Annotated in this window: 12 protein-coding genes; 11 read left to right on the forward strand and 1 reads right to left on the reverse strand. The window is 70.5% G+C overall.

Annotation, left to right across the window (positions count from 1 at the left end):
• The coding region (gene eccCa / locus GWK61_RS10830) for a type VII secretion protein EccCa (RefSeq protein WP_194907999.1) at positions 1–2,727 on the reverse strand (2,727 nt) is incomplete at its 3' end.
• 154 nt (positions 2,728–2,881) lie between these two features.
• On the opposite strand from eccCa, the gene eccD reads away from it, so the two are divergent.
• The 11 genes from eccD (at position 2,882) to GWK61_RS10885 (ending at position 17,038) form a co-directional block, all read left to right on the forward strand.
• Positions 2,882–4,357, forward strand: coding sequence for a type VII secretion integral membrane protein EccD (eccD, locus tag GWK61_RS10835; RefSeq protein ID WP_194908009.1), 1,476 nt, complete (start codon positions 2,882–2,884; stop codon positions 4,355–4,357).
• A gap of 1 nt (position 4,358) precedes the next feature.
• On the forward strand, positions 4,359–5,918 hold the full coding sequence (gene eccB / locus GWK61_RS10840; RefSeq protein WP_194908011.1) for a type VII secretion protein EccB: 1,560 nt from the start codon (positions 4,359–4,361) through the stop codon (positions 5,916–5,918).
• A gap of 182 nt (positions 5,919–6,100) precedes the next feature.
• Positions 6,101–6,433: a WXG100 family type VII secretion target gene (locus GWK61_RS10845; RefSeq protein ID WP_194908020.1), complete on the forward strand. Its 333-nt coding sequence runs from the start codon at positions 6,101–6,103 to the stop codon at positions 6,431–6,433.
• A 74-nt stretch (positions 6,434–6,507) separates the two neighbouring features.
• Entirely contained in the window at positions 6,508–6,810 is a 303-nt protein-coding gene (locus GWK61_RS10850) for a WXG100 family type VII secretion target (RefSeq protein WP_194908022.1), read from the forward strand.
• A gap of 49 nt (positions 6,811–6,859) precedes the next feature.
• Positions 6,860–7,366: a hypothetical protein gene (locus tag GWK61_RS10855; protein WP_194908023.1), complete on the forward strand. Its 507-nt coding sequence runs from the start codon at positions 6,860–6,862 to the stop codon at positions 7,364–7,366.
• Entirely contained in the window at positions 7,363–9,183 is a 1,821-nt protein-coding gene (locus GWK61_RS10860; RefSeq protein ID WP_194908026.1) for a hypothetical protein, read from the forward strand. Before GWK61_RS10855 ends, GWK61_RS10860 begins: the two co-directional genes overlap by 4 nt.
• A 131-nt stretch (positions 9,184–9,314) precedes the next feature.
• Entirely contained in the window at positions 9,315–9,770 is a 456-nt protein-coding gene (locus GWK61_RS10865) for a YbaB/EbfC family nucleoid-associated protein (RefSeq protein WP_194908029.1), read from the forward strand.
• A complete protein-coding gene (locus GWK61_RS10870) occupies positions 9,767–10,057 on the forward strand; it encodes a hypothetical protein (RefSeq protein WP_194908032.1) in 291 nt (96 codons plus the stop codon). The genes GWK61_RS10865 and GWK61_RS10870 overlap by 4 nt, the downstream gene beginning before the upstream one ends.
• A gap of 14 nt (positions 10,058–10,071) precedes the next feature.
• A complete protein-coding gene (locus tag GWK61_RS10875) occupies positions 10,072–14,961 on the forward strand; it encodes a WXG100-like domain-containing protein (protein ID WP_194908034.1) in 4,890 nt (1,629 codons plus the stop codon).
• Positions 14,962–14,964: 3 nt separating this feature from the next.
• A complete protein-coding gene (locus GWK61_RS10880; RefSeq protein WP_194908035.1) occupies positions 14,965–16,650 on the forward strand; it encodes a hypothetical protein in 1,686 nt (561 codons plus the stop codon).
• 34 nt (positions 16,651–16,684) lie between these two features.
• Positions 16,685–17,038: a hypothetical protein gene (locus GWK61_RS10885; protein ID WP_194908037.1), complete on the forward strand. Its 354-nt coding sequence runs from the start codon at positions 16,685–16,687 to the stop codon at positions 17,036–17,038.
• The last annotated feature ends 11 nt before the right edge of the window (positions 17,039–17,049 follow it).

Consider the following 17,049-nt stretch of genomic DNA (forward strand, 5'->3'; position numbering starts at 1 on the left):
GACCTCGGCGACCGTCCGCCGCACCGCCTCCGGCCGCAACCGCGACGCCACACTGCCGACGTGCGGCAGCCCCTCCAACGCTCCCAGAGAACCGCCGAAGTCCAGGCAGTAGAACTGCACCTCGGCCGGCGTATGCGTCAAAGCCAGCGAGCTGATCAGCGTCCGCAGCAGCGTGCTCTTCCCGCTCAACGGCGCACCGACGATCGCCACGTGCCCGCCGGCCCCGGACAGATCCACCACCAGCGGATCACGCCGCTGCTCGAACGGCCGATCCTCGACACCCACCGGCGCGCACAACGTCCCCCGCCACGGCGAATCCAGCGCGAGCAGACCGTGCTCCGGGTCCTCGACGACCGGACCGACCAGCTCGCCCAACGTCACCGGGACGTCCAACGGCGGCAGCCACACCCGATGCGCGGGACGTCCGTGCCCCTGGATCCGGTCGAGCAAGACGTCGAACATCCGCGGCGCCCGCGCGTCGGAGCCGGTGCCGGTGCCGGACCCGGAACCCGAAGCGACCGGGTCTGACGGAGCAGGCCCCGCAACCGGCACAGCCGGATCGATCCAAGAAGTCCCGAACGGCACAATCCGCGACTCCCGCACCGCCTCCCGCATCACCGACCCGCTCCGCCGCTGATGCGCCCCGGACACATAGGCCGCCTTGAACCGCGTCAACGTGGACACATCAGACTTCACAAACCCATGCCCCGGCTCCCCGGGCAGCTCATAAGCGTCCGCCACCCCGATCACCATCCGGCTCTCCATAGCCGAGAACGTCCGCAGGCAGATGCGATACGAAAGGTGCGTCTCCAGCCCGCGCAGCTTGCCCTCCTCAAGCCGCTGCGACGCCAGCAACAGATGCACCCCGAGACTCCGCCCGAGCCGCCCGATCATCACGAACAGCTCGGCAAACTCCGGCCGCGTCGACAACAACTCGCTGAACTCGTCGACGACCACCAACAACGTCGGCAACGGCTCCAGCAGCGCACCCTGCGCCCGAGCCCGCTCGTAGTCGTAGACCGAAGTGAAGTTCCCCGCCGACCGCAACAGCTCCTGCCGCCGCACCAGCTCCCCTCGCAGCGCATCCTCCATACGCGCGACGAGCGGCAGCTCCTCGGACAGGTTCGTGATCAGCGCCGAGGTGTGCGCCAACCGCTCCAACCCCAGGAACGTCGCGCCGCCCTTGAAGTCGACGAGCACGAAGTTCAACGTCTCCGACGAATGCATCACCGCCAGCCCGAGGACCAGCGTCCGCAGCAGCTCGCTCTTCCCCGACCCGGTCGCCCCGATGATCAGTCCGTGCGGCCCGACACCGCCCTGCGCCGACTCCTTGATATCCAGCTCCACCGGCGCGCCATCGGCACCGACACCTATAGGAAGCCGCAGCCGATCCCGCGCAGTGCGGTGCCGCCAGAACTCCTCGGGATCGTAGGAATCCAGGTCGTACAAGCCGAGCAACGTAGGCAGATCACAGGTCGCGTCCAGCGGTTCCGGAAGCGCAGCGCCGCTCCCGATCCGAACCCGCGCCAACACCCGAGCCAAAGCCTCGGCCTGATCCACCGACAACCGATCCGGACGCCCGATCGGCTGCACGTCGTCAGTACCGTCGGCATTGCGTCGCAGCAGCCCGACACCATCGGCATCTGCCTGCAACCGCAACAGATTCCGGTCCCCGTCTCGCGACGTCGCGCCGGTCAGATCCAGCAACATCACGCCTGCGGCGTCCCCGATCGCCAGCTGCGTCTCCGGCGGCACTCGGCCGCCGTCGAGCACGACCACCCACTGCGCCGCCTCCGGATGCCCGGACCCGCCGGGCCGGAACCGCGGCCGCTCTGCCAGGTCGCCGCCCAGCATCTCCTCCAGGTCGCCGAGGTCCTCGGCGACCATGCGCACCGGGCCCGCGCCGTCGACCAGCGTCGGATGCTGCGCGTGCGGGAGCCACTTCACCCACGACCACTCCGCGGCCCGCGTCCGCGACGTGCAGACCGCGATCCGCAGATCGGCCGGGGCGTGGAACGTCGTCAGCTGGCTGAGCAGCGCGCGGGCCAGATCGCGGGCGACCACCTCGTCGCCGCGCAGCGCGATCCGCGCGTAGGACCGCAGCGCGACGCCGACCGGCAGCTCCGGGACTTCGGCGTGCGCGCGGATCAGGGAGCGCAGCGCCACCGCGCCGATCGGGTCCAGGTCCTCCAGCGGCTTGGTGTCCGGGGCGACCAGGCGCATCGCCAGCCGCTGCGGGCCGACGGCGATGCGCACGTTGCCGAAGTCGGGGTCGGTGGCGCGGCGTTCCCACAGCCGGGACGTCATCGCCAACGACCACAACGCGTCCGGGTCCGGGCTGTCCCAGTACGCGGCCTCCCGCTGCCGCGAGGCCGTCGCGCGAATTCGGGCCCGGGCCTGGGAAAGGTAGCGAAGGTAGTCGCGGCGCTCGCCTTCCAGCCGCCGCTTCTTCTCCCCCGATCCACGGCCCAGCTGCCCGACCATCATGCCCATCGTGGACATGCCGTAGAGCCCGCCGGCGAGGTACGTGGCCATGGAGCCGCCGGGGCCGGCGAACATGAAGACCATCGCCGCGCCGCCGGCCGCCATCGGCAGGTACACCAGCAGCTGTCCGAAGTTCCCCGCGACCGTCTCGGGGAGTTCCGGGGGCGACTCCAGAAGGAGATCGCCGCGGGGGCGTTCGGGGCCGGGGCGCCGGGCGGGACGGTGGAACGGTCGGGTCGTCAAGGTGTTGCCCCCATGGTCGGCGGCTCTCCGGGCGTCGCCGCCCCTCCTGCCGAGTCAGGAGTCCGCTACTGTACCGAGGCGACGGGAGGTCACAGCGTTTTGCGCACCGTGGCCGTCGCCGGACCCAGACTATTCGCAGGGGGCGAGCTAGGCCATGGAGAGCAGCCCGGCACTGTCCTTCTCAGAGACCTGCCGCATCACTGTGGTCGCGCCGCGCATGAAGCTGGACATCGCAGTACCGGCCGACGTCCCGCTGGCGGCGCTGGTCCCGACGCTTCTGCTGCACACCGGCGAGCAGGCCGTCGAAGCCGGAGCGGCGCACGGCGGGTGGGCGTTGCAGCGGCTCGGCGAGCCGCCGCTGGACACGAATGGGACCTGTGCTGGGCTCGGCATTCTGGATGGCGACATCGTCTACTTCCGGCCCCGGGCCGCCGCCGCACCGGAGGCCGTCTTCGACGATCCGGTGGACGGGATCGGGACGATCCTGCGCGACCGCACGCGGCGCTGGACGCCGGAGGCGACGCGGCGGTGCGCGCTGGCGTGCGCCGCGCTGCTGCCGCAGGTTGTGCTGTATCCCTTGCTGCATGCGGGCCCGAGCTGGTCGGGGCCGGCGCTTACTGCCGGGATCATCGCGCTGGCCTTGCTTCTGACTGCGGGGGCGCTTTCGCGCGCGGTCGGCGATAGCGTCGCGGGAGCCTTTTTCGGTGTCGCGGCCGTGCCGTTCGCTGCGGTTGCTGGGCTGCTGGCGCCGCTGGGGGACCATGCGCTGAGCGGGGTCGGTGCGGCGCATTTGGCGACCGGGGGTGCGGCGGCTTTTGCGGCTTCGGTGCTTGGGGCTTGGTTCGTTGGTGTTGGTGTTGGTGCTGGGGCTGGTGTCGGCGCGGGCGTTCGTGCTGGTGCCGGCGCTGGACCACAGCCCGAGAAGCCGCCGGCTGGCGCGACGCTGCTGGCCCCTGCGATGACTTCCGCCGCAGTGGCGCTGGCCGCATTGGCCTCGCTGCGCTGGAATCCCGAAGGCTGCGCGGCTCTCGCGGCCGCGTTGATGCTGGCCATCAGCGTCCTGATACCACGCATCGCCTACCGCTCCGCCGGACTGCCCGGCGCGGTAGTCCCGTTGAACGCCTCAGACCTGCGTGCGCAAAGCACCCCGCTGTCCACGGCAGCTCTGGCCGGACGCAGCGTCACCGCCGACCGGCTCGTCACCTCCCTGGTCGCCGGCTCGGCGCTGGCGGTGGCCGCGTGCACGGCCTTCGCGTTGCGCTGGCCCGGCTGGACGCCGCCGGTCCTGGCCGCGGTGATCGCGATTCTACTCGCGTTGCGTGCGCGGCTGTTCGGCGGCGTCACGCAGCGGTGGTGGCTGATCGGGGCCGCGCTGGCCGTCGCGATACCGACCGCCGCCACTGTCGCAGAGCGCTGGCGCAGCGGCGATGTCGGGCTCGGCGTGGTCGTGGGTGTGGTCCTGCTCGCGACCGCGGTCATCGGCCGGATCGCGGTTCAGCCGGAACGCCGCTTCGCCCCGACCCTCGCGCGCTGGGCCGACCTGCTGGAACTGACCGGCGTCATGGCGACTGTGCCGCTGGCGCTGCTGATGTTGGGAACGTTCGGCTACTTCCGGTCCCTCGGCAGCTGACATGGCGGTCCAGAGCAGACGAGACCAGGTCCTGGCGTACCGATTCCTACTGCGGCGGCGACACGCGACGCTGCTGAGCGGTGACCCGGACTCCCCAGAAGCACCACTTCGCAAGCTGAGCACGGCGACCTTCGCGAGCATCATGCTCGCGACGCTGATGGCCGCCGGTGCCGGAGTCCTCGGCGCACTCAGTCCGGGGCACAGTGCGTCGTGGCGGGACCCGAACGTGGTCATCGTCGCGAAGGAGACCGGCAGCCGCTTCATCTACGACCCGACGCCGGCTCCGCCCGGATCGCCACCCGCGCTGCACCAGATTCTGAACTACACCTCGGCCCGGCTGCTGCTGGGTTCGTCGGGGTGGAAGACGGTGTCGGTGTCGGAGAAGTCGCTGGCCGACGTTCCTCGTGCCGCCGACATCGGGATCGTCGGCGCGCCCGATGATCTGCCGAGCGCCGGCAACGTGCACGGCGGCCCATGGACCGTGTGCTCGCTACCCGGAACCAACGCTCAGAACCAGCCAGTGACGCTGACCCGCCTAACCATCGGCGCGACCGCCGACACCCCGGCCGGCGCCGCACTCGGTACCCCGCTCGGCGACCAGGGCCTGGTGGTGCAGGCCGGCGGCGGTTACTGGCTGGTCTGGCACGGCCACCGGTTCCAGATCGGCGACCCCACCGCGGCGGCCAACAGCGACACCCCGGCCCGGGTCCTCACCTTCCTTGGCTGGTCGCCGGGTCAGGCGCTGCCGGTGAGCCAGGCGTGGCTGGACAGTCTCAGTGCCCTGGCTCCGCTGCGTGCGCCGCATCTGGACAACGGCACGCCGCCGGCGAACGTGACGGTGACCGGGCAGAAGGTGTCGGTCGGGCAGCTGGTGCGGGTGCCGGCGCAGAACGGCGTGGCCGAGCGGCTGTTCGTGGTCACGGTGAAGGGGTTCGTGCAGATCGACAACCTGCAGTATCAGCTGCTTGCGACGGCCTCGGACCTGCAGCCGATGACCGGCACCCCGCTGGACGTCGGCAACGGCCAGTCCGGCGACGCCGCGACGGTGTCGTCCGGCGACGGGCAGTGGCCGCAGACGCCGCCGACGTTGGTGAACGCTGCGGCGGCTGGTCCGTCCACAGCCTGTGCAAGCACGGCGGGTGCGACTACTTCGGGTGCGACTACGTCCGGTGCCGACGGCACCATGTCTGTGTCGGTCGCCCCGGCCACGACCGGGCAGCCGGCCTGCTACCGCCTGCCGCCGCAGACGCCGTCCGCGACGTACCTGGCCGACTGCGTTGATGTGGCGCCCGGGACTGCGGCTGTGGTGCGGAGCCGGACGAACGCAGGTGTGGCAGCGGCGGTATATCTGGTCAGCGGCAACGGGGAGTACACCGCCAAGGACTCCCTCGGCCCAGATCCGGCGACCACGCTCAAGGCCCTCGGCTACGCTGCGGTGGTCCCGGTCACGGTCCCGCAGATGATGCTGGATCTGTTGCCCGACGGCCCGGCACTGACCGCGGATGCCGCGCGGGAGGCGGTTGTGCCGCCGGGGCCTGGGGCGAGTGGCTCGGGATCGTAGGGCCGGTCTGTCCCGTCGCTCCAAGACGCCGGCTCTCGCCGATCGCCGCCCGAAACCGGTTACACCCGCGTCGCCGCACGAATATCAACGCCCTGTAGGGCGACTCAGACGCCTGTGGCCTCGTATGGTATTGAGCAAATGGAACGGCGTGCGCCGGTCTGGTTCGTAATCGAGGAGGCGACATGAGCGACGGTGCGAGCGGCCTGGTCGGAGCGGATCTCCATGGGATGCAGTCGGGGCAGACCGCGATCCAGGACGCGATCGACAACCTGCAGAACCTGGCGAGCCGCCTGGACGCGGCCCGGGATGCCACCCACGGGGGTTGGCAGTCGCAGGGGGCGGACCTGATGCGCGAGGTCATGCTGGAGTTCCACAACGAGTACCAGTCCATGGTCCGCGATCTGGAGAACATCCTGCACAACATGGGTGCCAACCAGCGGAACTACGCGGTCAGCATCGAGAACGAGACCGCGGGTGTGAAGCGCCTGTCGAGTCTTCTCGGCGGCCAGGGCTGACGATTCCGCCGGGCCGGTTCTCCGGTTCGCGGCAGGCAGGCTTCTTCCATTCCATTCGAAAGGCGGGGAACACCGTGGGCAACCCGGACTTCATGAACATCCAGTACGCGACGATCTCGGACTTCGTCACCGAGCTGACCGCCATCAACACCGCGGGTCGGCAGCTGATCGAGGACCTGACCACCACGCTGCAAAGCAACACCGAGCTCTGGAACGGCATCGCGAAGCTGGGCTACGACGACGTGCACCGCAAGTGGAACGGTCAGTTCGAGCGGATGAGCACGATCCTCAGCGAAGTGCAGAGCCACGGCAACCAGACGCAGGAGCTCTACCAGGAGATCGAGGCCCAGAACATCTCCCTGTGGGGCGGTCAGTAGACCGGCGGGTCCAGCACGTCGACAGAGGAGCCGGAAGTGAGGTGGAAAGGTGACCGGCGGCAGCCCCGACGGTGACATCACCGCGGAATTCACCGCACTGCAGAGGCTGGCCGGCGGGGGGCCGGGGGCGGGGGCCGGAAGCGGCCTGCCCGCGGTCATCACGTCGCTGAGCTCGCTGCAGAAGGACTGCAGCACACCGTTGCAGTTCGCCAACGGTGTGGCGTTCCCCGACGCCGGCACGTTCGGGGACTACTACACGTCAGTGCTCGACCAGCTGGTCGGCCCGCAGCCGAACGCGGGCATGCAGCTGCTGGTCACGCACGTGACCGCGCTGTCCGACGTCGCACAGTGGACGACGACCAACTACCAGAGCGCGGCGGATCTGGAGAAGGCCGGCGCGAGCGTCATCAACGAACGGCTCAACCAGGTGCTCACCGGCCCGACCGGGACGACGACCGGAACCACCGGAACCACCGGGACAACTGGAACGACTGGCACAACCGGCACGACCGGCACGACCGGCACCACGCCGACCCAGACGGGAGGCGCGAAGTGAGCCGCCCCGACCCGGGTCCCACCTACAGCCCCAGCCGCTCGACCAGCACAGCTCCGTCGGCGGCCAACGCCGCGCTGGCCAACCAGCAGATCGAGGCGATCTTCCGGCCCAACGGCAAGTCCACCCCGATCGACGACTACATCGGCCAGCTCAACACCGTGGCGCAGAACTGGAGGATCAACGCCGGCGTCCTGCAGCAGACGGTCAGCGATCCGGCGACGCCGACCTCGATGGCTGGCCTGATCAGCGCCAACACCGGCGACCTGAAGTGGACCGGAGCGGCGGCCAGCGACTACGGGACCAAGGCCACGGCGACCGCCGCGTACGGGGACCAGATCGCGCAGACCATGCCGAAGATCCAGACCGTGCTGGCGGGCCTGGCCGGCAACCTCGGCAAGAGCAAAACCGCCTTCCAGCCGATCTTCGACGCCTGGGGCACCCCGAGTTCGGGCAGCAAGGCGGTGGTGCCGAACGCCATGGCGACAATCGTCTCGACCTGGCTGCCGGCCAACTGCATCTGGGTCCAGACCCAGCAGAGCGAGCAGTACACCAGCTACTCGGACCAGTCCGGGCCGATGAGCGTCAGCGCCATGATCTACATCCCGGCGCAGAACATGCACGCGGACCCGTCGAACCCGTACATAGCCAGCACTTTCGACCTGTACGCGCCGAACCAGAACGGCTCCGGCGACTACGGCTACTCGGGCCTGGTGTGGTGCTCCTACAACCCGAACGACACCTACCCGCAGGTCCAGAAGATCACGGTCTTCGACTCGGCCGACGGCAACAACATGGTCACCGAGAAGGACCCCAGCGTCTTCACGGCCGGGTACCTCCAGCAGCACTTCTGGCAGCAGTACGGCACGCATCTGCAGGACCTGATGACGATCACCGGGCAGCACTTCACCGACGCCCGGTCCCAGTTCCCGCCGCTCCCGCAGCCGGACAAGGCCCTGAAGCCGCCGACCGGTGACGCGACCGGCCCCGGCGGAAAGGGCGGCCTTGGCACAGGCGGTCTGGGCGCTGGTGGCCTGGGGACCGGCGGCCTCGGCACCGGCGGCAAGATCGGCAGCCCCGGCGCCACCGGCCTCAAGCAGCCCCCGCTGCCGAAGACGCCGACCGGTGTGACGACGCCTCCGCCCTACCACCTGCCGACGCCGAATCCGCCGGCCACCGGCCTGCCGGGCCCGGGCAACGGCGGCCTGCCCGGCGGCAACAACGGCCTGCCGAACCCGCCTGGAAGCGCGAACGGCGGCTTCCCGACACCGACCGGGCTCCCGAATCCGGTCGGCACACCGGGCGGCTACACCTCCACGCAGACCGCCGGCTTCAACCCGAACCAGCTCCCGACGATGACCTCGGGCCTGCCCGGCGGCGGACCCGGTGGGCTCGGTGGTCTCGGCGGGCTCGGTGGCGGTGGCGGCCTCGGCCCCGGCGGCGCGGCCACCGGCCTGGCCGGGACCGGCGGCGGCCTCGGAGGACTCGGCGGCGTCGGCGGCCTCGGAGCTCTGGGCACCGGCGGATACGGCGGCGGCACACCGACCGCCGGCGCCAACGGCGGCCTGGGCACCACAGCCTCCGGCGCGCCGCTGGCCGCCGGCGAGACCGCAGCAGCGCAGGGCGCGCTCGGCGAACAAGCGGCGATGGCCGAGGCCGGCACAGCCGGCCGCATGCCGATGATGCCGCCGATGGCTCCGATGGGGATGAACAGCGGCAACGGAGATCGCAACCGCAAGTCCTGGCTTCCAGAAGAGGAGGACCTGTGGGGTCTGGCCGAGGGTTCGGCCGCCCCACCGGTCATCGGTAGCGAGCCCTAGACGGCATAGATCAATACCGAACACAGATCAAGACAGAACAACGCCGACGGCGACCCGCCGCCTGCGACGCCCACCAAGACGTCGCAGGCGGCGCCGGGCTCGGCTCCACCACTTGGCGGAAGGCAGGCACCGTGAGCGAGTTACCGACATTCGCCACCGCGCAGTCTGTAGCGCAACTCAAGGCCCTGTATTCGCAGCTGCTCGACGAGGCCGACGACGTCAAGGCCCGGGTGACCGACTTCAAGCAGCGCAGCGCCGCCGTCGAGGGCCGGGCCCGCACCCCCGAGGACGACATCCGGGTAACCGTCGGCCCGCACGGCGACCTGCGCACCCTGGAGATCGACCCGCGCGCCTACCGCAAACTCGGCCCGACCGAACTCGCCCAGGAGATCGTCGAGCTCTGCGAAAGGGCGCACCGCGACGCCGGCGAGAAGGTCGGCGACCTGATGAAGTCCGCGCTCGGCCGCGACTTCGACGTCGAGGCGTACCTGCGCGGCGACGCGCAGCCGCCGCGGCCCTCGCGGCTGCCGTCCTCGGACCTGGATCTCGGCGACTGGCTCGACCGGCTCAAGGAGGGGAACCTGTGACCGGCGGAGGATTCACCGTCGTCCCCAGCGAGGTCCAGACCAACGGCGCCGAGTTCGCCGCGGTCGCCGACCAGGTGCGCGCGATACAGACGACGCTGCTGGCCAAGCTCAACGCCGAGGGCACGTGCTGGGGCAACGACGAGGTCGGCGCGCAGATCGCCAAGACCTATGTCGAACCGGCGATGAAGTCGCTGGAGCAGATGGACGCGGTCGACGGCGGCGTGTCCGCGATGGCCGACGCCACCGCCAGCTGGGCCAAGAGCTACCAAAGCGTAGAGAAGGCTTAGGGAGGGGCCAGGCCATGTCCGTCCCGCAGTTCGTCCCACCCTGGGGCTGGGCCCAGGAGATGCTGGGGCTGTCCTGGCCGGCGGGCGACGAGGACGCCCTGCGCCGCTGCGGTGAGGCCTGGCAGGAGGCGTGCGACTCGCTGCTGAACGCCGCCGGCTACGGCAACGACGTGGTCTCGAAGGTCAACTCCGCGATCACGTCGGTGTCCTGCGACGAGTTCAACAACTACTGGTCGAAGTACGTCCAGGGCAACGGCATCCTGGAGCAGCTGGCCGGCCAGTGCGCCGCGATGGCCAACTACGCCGACGCCGCCGCCCTGCAGATCGAGGCGACGAAGATCTCCGAGAACGTCGTCGCGGTCATCCTCTACATCCAGATCCTCGAAGCGCTCGCGGAGATCGCAGCCACCTTCGGCCTGGACACCCCGCTGGTCGCGGTGCAGGTGGCGGCCGAGCGCTGGGCGGCCCAGAGCGCGCTGCGGATGCTCATCAAGGGCCTGATAGAAGCGTTGGCGTTCACCCTGCTGCCGGACCTGATCTCCGAGACGGTCCAGATGGTCGAGGGCCACCGGGGCTGGGGCGACTACGACGGCTCGCTGCTGCTGCACGACTTCGAGCACGGCCTCCTGCTCGGCGGCCTGTTCGCGCTGCCGGGCCTCGGCGGGCAGTTCGCCAAGCGGTTCGACCTGGCGATGCCGGCCTTCGCCAAGCCCCTGCTCGACAACTCCTTCACGAACAACCCGTTCGTCCGCAAGGGCGCCGGCATGCTCTACGGCGGCGCGTCGATGGTCGGCGGCAACGCGGCGACCTACTACGCCGACCAGGGGATCCAGGACCTCGGCGCCAAGAACTGGGCGGCCGGTGAGCAGGGTCCGTTCGCGAACTGGCAGAAGTCCTTCCTGCAGGGCATGTTCCAGAGCGGGATCCACGGCGCCAAGGACCTCGCGAAGGACCAGATCACCGCCCCGCGCATGACGATCGACACCACCGGCGGCGACAACCTGCTGCTGCACCGCTACGGCGGCGCGATCGACCCGAACGGCGCGAACGGCCTGACCGTCTACCGCACCGGGTCGGACCCCTCCCAGCCGCCGACCCGCCTCGGACGCGGCAGCTTCGACGGCGAGACCGGGACCCTGACCGTCAGCGACAAGAACGGCACCACGACGGACTACCAGGCGGTGCGCGCGCAAACGCTCGACCGCGGCGGCAGCCCGACCGGCAGCGTCACGTACGCGCCCTCGGAGGGCGGCGGCGCGTACGAGCCGACCGGCATCGTTTCGCACGGCGGCGACAAAGGCCCGCTGCCCGCAGGAACATCAGAGCTTTACGACTCGAACGGCCAGTACCAGGGAACGGCAGTCCGCAACGACCCGACGCCCGACTCGGCCCCGGACTCTGCCCCCAACTCCGCGCCGGTCTACGACCCGGCCATGCGCCCCGTCGATCCCGGGGCCTCGCACGTCTTCCAACAGGGCAAGGACCCGGTGGTCGTGGTCTCCGGCGACGGGCAGACCGTGCCGCCGGGCTTCAACCGTCCGCTGGGCGCCAACGAGGCCGCGGCCTACAACTACGACACCGGGCAGCTGCGGGAGGTCTACACCTACCCCGGCGACAACCCGATCCCGCCGGGCCACCAGGCCGTGTTCAACGCGGACGGCTCGTTCCAGGGCGTCCAGCCGCTCAACGACTTCCTGCGTCCGCAAGGCGCACCGGCCGACATGGCCGCCGCGCACAGCCGCGCTGCCGGCGGGATCAGCGATCCCACAGCTGTGCCCGGCGACATCACACAGGACGCGACCTTCCACGGCCAGAACGACCTGGAACGGTACCAACAGCAATACGCCGCCGAGCACCAGCAGGCCACGCAGGCGCTCAGCGATCAAGCCCAACGCTTCGAATCCCAACTCAATACCGAGGCACAGCAGCGAGAACTGGTAGGCATCGGCGCCGTCCATGCTGCGGCGTTCACGACGGCAGGCAGCCACGGCGGAAACGGCGGCGGGCGCTCGGATTTCGGTGGCGGCGGCCCCAACCTCCCCGACCGCTCCCCACACATCACCTCCGTCACCCCCGAAGGTGACCACCACCTGCTGACCGTCACCAACGGTGAGCACAGCGCGCAAGTCCGGCTGGACACCACAGAATCCGGCCTCGTCGTGAGCACCCTCGACACCAACGGCGACATCCTGCGCCAGATGGCCGCCTCCGCAGACCCCCACTCCGGCGCCTTCACGATCTTCGCCCACTCCGACGCGGACGGCATCGTCGTCGACGGCATGCACCTGCCGTTCTCCGAGCTCGCCGACCATCTCGCGGACGTGCCGAAGGACGTCCCGATCCGGCTCTACGGCTGCGAGGCCGCCGGCGGCGCGGCCGAGCTGGCCCGGGTGTCAGGGCACGATGTCATCGCCGCCGACGCGCCGGTCTGGATGGACCACCGGGGGAACGTCGTCGCGACGGCCCACCAGGTCGACAGCGCACACGGCCCGCGCCCGGACCTGGTCGACGACGGCACCGGCACCGGGCACCTGGCCGGCGACGGCAGCTGGAAGCTCACGCACCCGACCTCCGACGGCCGCGTCGAGACCCGCGACCTGCCGCCCGGCGACCCGCTCCGTCCGCCCTCGGCGCAGTTCGATCCGACTGGCGACGTCCTCCAGCTGGCCGGGGACAAACAGCCGGCGCCCTGGGGCTTCAAAGAGCTGCGGCGCATCGACCGCGAGGGCTCGCTCCAGGAATCCACCGGCTTCGAACAGAAGCTGGGCGCCTTCGACTTCAAAGACCCTGCGGTCCTGGACCAGACTCGCAGTGCCCTGCGAGACCTGCGCACAGCCCTGCGCGCACTCAACGACAAGCTGCCGGACGAGTCCCAGAGCGCCTTCGAGCACCGGATCGACAGCCTCTTCCTCAGCGACAAGGCGGGGAACGCGGGCAACGTCGGCACACACGTCTCGGTCGACACGATCCTGGAGCAGGGCGATGTCCGGGAGACCATGACAGCCCTCTACAACGCCTTCTACATGAACTACGACCGCCCGGAGGTCTTCAAGAACGCCATCATCCGGGTCGCCGACGCCGGGGACTGGAACCGGCTTCAAGACGCCGGCGTGAACATCGAGAGCCTGCGAGCCCGCTACCGCCAGCTCAACAGCCCGCTGCGGCGCGCGCTCGGCGCCTTCGAAGCCGGGCCCCTGGGAGAGAAGCTCCTCGGAGCCGGCGGCCACCGCTTCGACCGCGACCCGGTGGCCACCGGCAACGTGATCCTCACCTCCGACCACCCGGTCGAGAACCAGCTGGCCACGATCCAGAGCCAGAAGGGTCGGAACGACCGCCCGAAGACCGAGCAGGAAGCGTTGGCACGCACCGCGCAGCACTACGAAGACCTCGGCGCTCCTCTGGGCCGGCTCTCCCGCGACTTCGTCCAGCAGCACATGGACCTGCCGGTCGACGACCCGAACGCCAAACTGCCCTGGCGCGAAGGCGTCACGGTCCACGACACCAAGAGCGCCTGGACCGACGCGACCGAAGAAGCCGGCCTGCCCACGGCCGACGGCATCTCCCTGACCACCACGAAGATGCTCACCTCGGCCGAGTTGCTGGGCCTGGATCCGGCGCAGCGGGACCAGTTCCTCAAGGGCCTGATGGCCTGGATGCTGCCGGGCCGGGACCACTCGCTCTACGAGATGGCGCTCGGCGCACAGATCGCCCGGAGCGGACCGCTGGCCGGCGGCCGGATCCGCGACGGCGTGGACCCGGTGGAGTTCTACCGGCGGGTCCTGGACTGGCACGGCGAGTCCGGGCTGGCCCCGGACGTCCCGTTGCCGCACCAGACCCACTACCAACACCTGGCCACGGATCCCCAGGGGTTCACCGAGGCCCAGCACAACCGAGCCGACGAGCCCGAGCTGAACGAGCTGGTCCACGAGATCTGGCAGCAGCTGTCCGACGGGCACATCACCGACGGCGAGCCGCCGGCCAGCCGGCTCCCGGAGCACACGCCGCCAGCCGCGCACATCCCTGAGTACACGCTGCACGCCTGGGCCGAGCGCAACGGCATCGACCCGAACGACCCCGAATCCGTGCGCGCGGCCGTCGCCGGGCTGTCCGAGGCGCATCTGACCGCGCTGGCCGTCTACACCACGCACAGCCACACAGCCATCAACCACGCTCTGACCATGGACTCGTTCACCGGATCGCTGCCGGCGTCCGTTTCGGACCGGCTGATGCGCACCGAGTTCGGCCACACGGCGCGGGTCTCCGTCGAGCGCTACTTGTCAGCCCTCGCCAAGGGTGAGAACCCGGGCCGGCTGCCGATCTCCCTGCGACCGATCGTCCACACCGGTCCCGAGCCGTTGAACAAGAACTCCCCGCTGACTCCCGAGGCCCAGCTGTGGATCGACGGCGCGTCCGACGAGCGGGCCTACGCCTGGACCGGCATCAAGGAGCAGGTGAACGAGCGGCTGCCCGCGCTGTTCGACGAGATCCGCGTCCACACCGACATGTTCATGGAGGCGCTGCACCAGCTGCCGGCGATGGGCAGTCCGGAGCACCCGATGCTGGTTTTCCGCGGCGACAAGGTCAACCTGCTGAGCCGGGGACGCTACGGCGACCAGGCCACCACCCGGCAGGTGTTCAGCCTCAGCCCGGACTTGGCCACGGCGGTCCACTTCATGGAGACCAATCCCGGCAGCGGGACGCCAATCCTGGTGCTGTACGAACTCACCGGCAAGAACGCCCGCGACCTGTCGCCGTTCACGGTCTACCGGGGCACCCGCGAGTACGTGTTCCCGCCCGGCGCCCGGACCCACCGGGTCACCGATCCCGAGCGGATCGCCGCGATCCTGGCGCGAGTGCCCGGTCTGCCCGATGGATGCGAGATCATCGTCATGGAGGAGGGCTGATCCATGACCGAGCAGGAACCCGCGGACAGCGCGAGCGGAAGCACGGCCGCCGACCGGTGGCGGATGCTGGCCCGCGTCCACCGGCTGGTCTCGGGGCTGGCCGGACGGCTGCCCGATCCGCTGATCACGCAGGCCCGGGAGTGGCTCGGCCAGGAGGACGTCGTCGGGCTCGCCGAGGTCGTCGTCAACGCCGCGATGACGCTCGGGGTGGGCGTGACGCCGCAGGAGGCCGAGGCGCTCGCCGCGCTCCCGGCCGCTCCCGGCCGCCGACCCGGGCTTCCCTCCGGGCTCCAGATCTCTGACGCCGCCGCGCAACTGCCTCCTGCCTTGGCTTTCCGGACCGGACCGCCCGCGATCGCCGACGACCTCGACCGGGCGATGGTCGCGTCGGTGTTCCGCGATCCGAAGGTCGTGGCGATCCGTCGGTCGACGAGATCCGGGACCGGCCACGGAGACCGGCGCGTGTATCTCCTGGAGGCCGCGTCCGGCGCCGAGCTGTGGCGGCTGGCGGCCGAGGCGGGGCGGGCGCTTCAGGCGCGGGGCGAGGGAGCACCGCAGATCGAGGCGTACTGGACCGGCGAGCCGCAGAGCGGATATCAGCAGGCTGCGCTGGCCGGGTCGCTGCGGCTGTGGGCCCGGCCCGAGCTGCCGGCGCGGGGCGCGTCGGTGTTCGGCGCGGCGGTCGACCGCGAGCGGGCCGCCCGGGTGACCGAGTGGTTCCAGTGGTCCGGGGAGGTCTGGGCCACGATGACCCGGCTGCACCGGTTGCTGCTGCGGCTGGCCGCGGACCTGCCCGCCGAGCGGCTGGCCGGGCTGCGGCGTTCGCTGGCCGAGGGCGAGTTGGCGGCGTTCTCCGTCGGGCTCGTCTCGGTCCTGGCCTCATCCAACCTGGCGCTGACCTCGGCGGAAGTCGCGCTGCTGCGCGAGATTCCCCGGCAGATCGCGGAACCGGGACTGGACCTGTCGGCGCTGGACCGGGTCCCGGTCAGCGTCACCGACCCCCCGAAGCCGGTGACCGCCTTCGACCTCCGTCCGGCCCCGGCCCCGGACCAGGGCTTGGACGCCGGTCCCACGCTGGTGCTGATGATGGCCTCGCAGCCGGGCGTGATGCAGGTGTGGCGGGCCTGGCGGGGCGGCGGCGCGGCCGTGATCCCGGTGTTCCTGATCGAGGTCGATCCGGGGTCGGCTGCCTGGGACGTCGCCCTCGACGCGCAGCTGGCGCAGGCCCCGGCCGGACCCGCGCAGGTCGAGGTGTTCTGGAGCGGCGAGGCCCTGCCGGAGTTCCACCTGGCCGCGCTGAAGGACGCCGACCCGCTGTGGATCGCCACGCTGGAGGAGTCGCCGCACACCGGCGGCATCCGGACCACCGGCGTCTACGACTTCGCCGACGACGACGGCGTGCCGCGCTTCAGCGCCGACCACGTGCGGCTGCCCGACCGGGCCGAATGCGATCGCCTGGCCGCGCGGATGATGTCCGGGGACGTCGTGGTGTCGAACGTCGCGGCGGCCGAGGACGTGATCGATCCGGACCGCGGGCACATCGTCCCGCAGGAGCACCGGACCGACGGGGAGTGGATCTGGCGCGCGTCGGCCGCGTATTACCTGGCCGAGTACCAGCTCGCGCCGCATCCGGATCTGCTCGCGCACCTGCGGCGGATGGAACGAGGAGCGGACGTCGCCGATGCCTGAGAAGCTGGATATCGCACATGGGGGGCGATCCCCTGTGCGTATCGCCCAAGTCCCGGTGGACAGCGGCATCGTCGGCCCGGTTCTCGAAGACAGTGAACGCGAGCGCGTCGCCGCGTTCCTGGCGGCCGGCGCGCCGATCCTGATGACCACGGCCCTGAGCCCGGACAAGCTCGATCCGTCGCGCGGCAAGGTCGTCGGCGCCTCGTTCCGGACCGACGGCACGTGGATCTGGAGCGACACGCTCACGTACTACGTCCGGGTGCACGGCCTGGCGCCCGAGGACGATCTGCTGGTCTGGATCAGAGGGCTGAACTACCGGTGCACGACGCCCGACAAGGCCGCGATGGACGAGGCGCTGGACGCGTTGTACGCGTCGTTCAGTTCCTGATTCCGCGACAC

Origin of the sequence: Catenulispora rubra (assembly GCF_015356825.1) — a bacterium.
Classification (GTDB): Bacteria; Actinomycetota; Actinomycetes; order Streptomycetales; family Catenulisporaceae; genus Catenulispora; species Catenulispora rubra.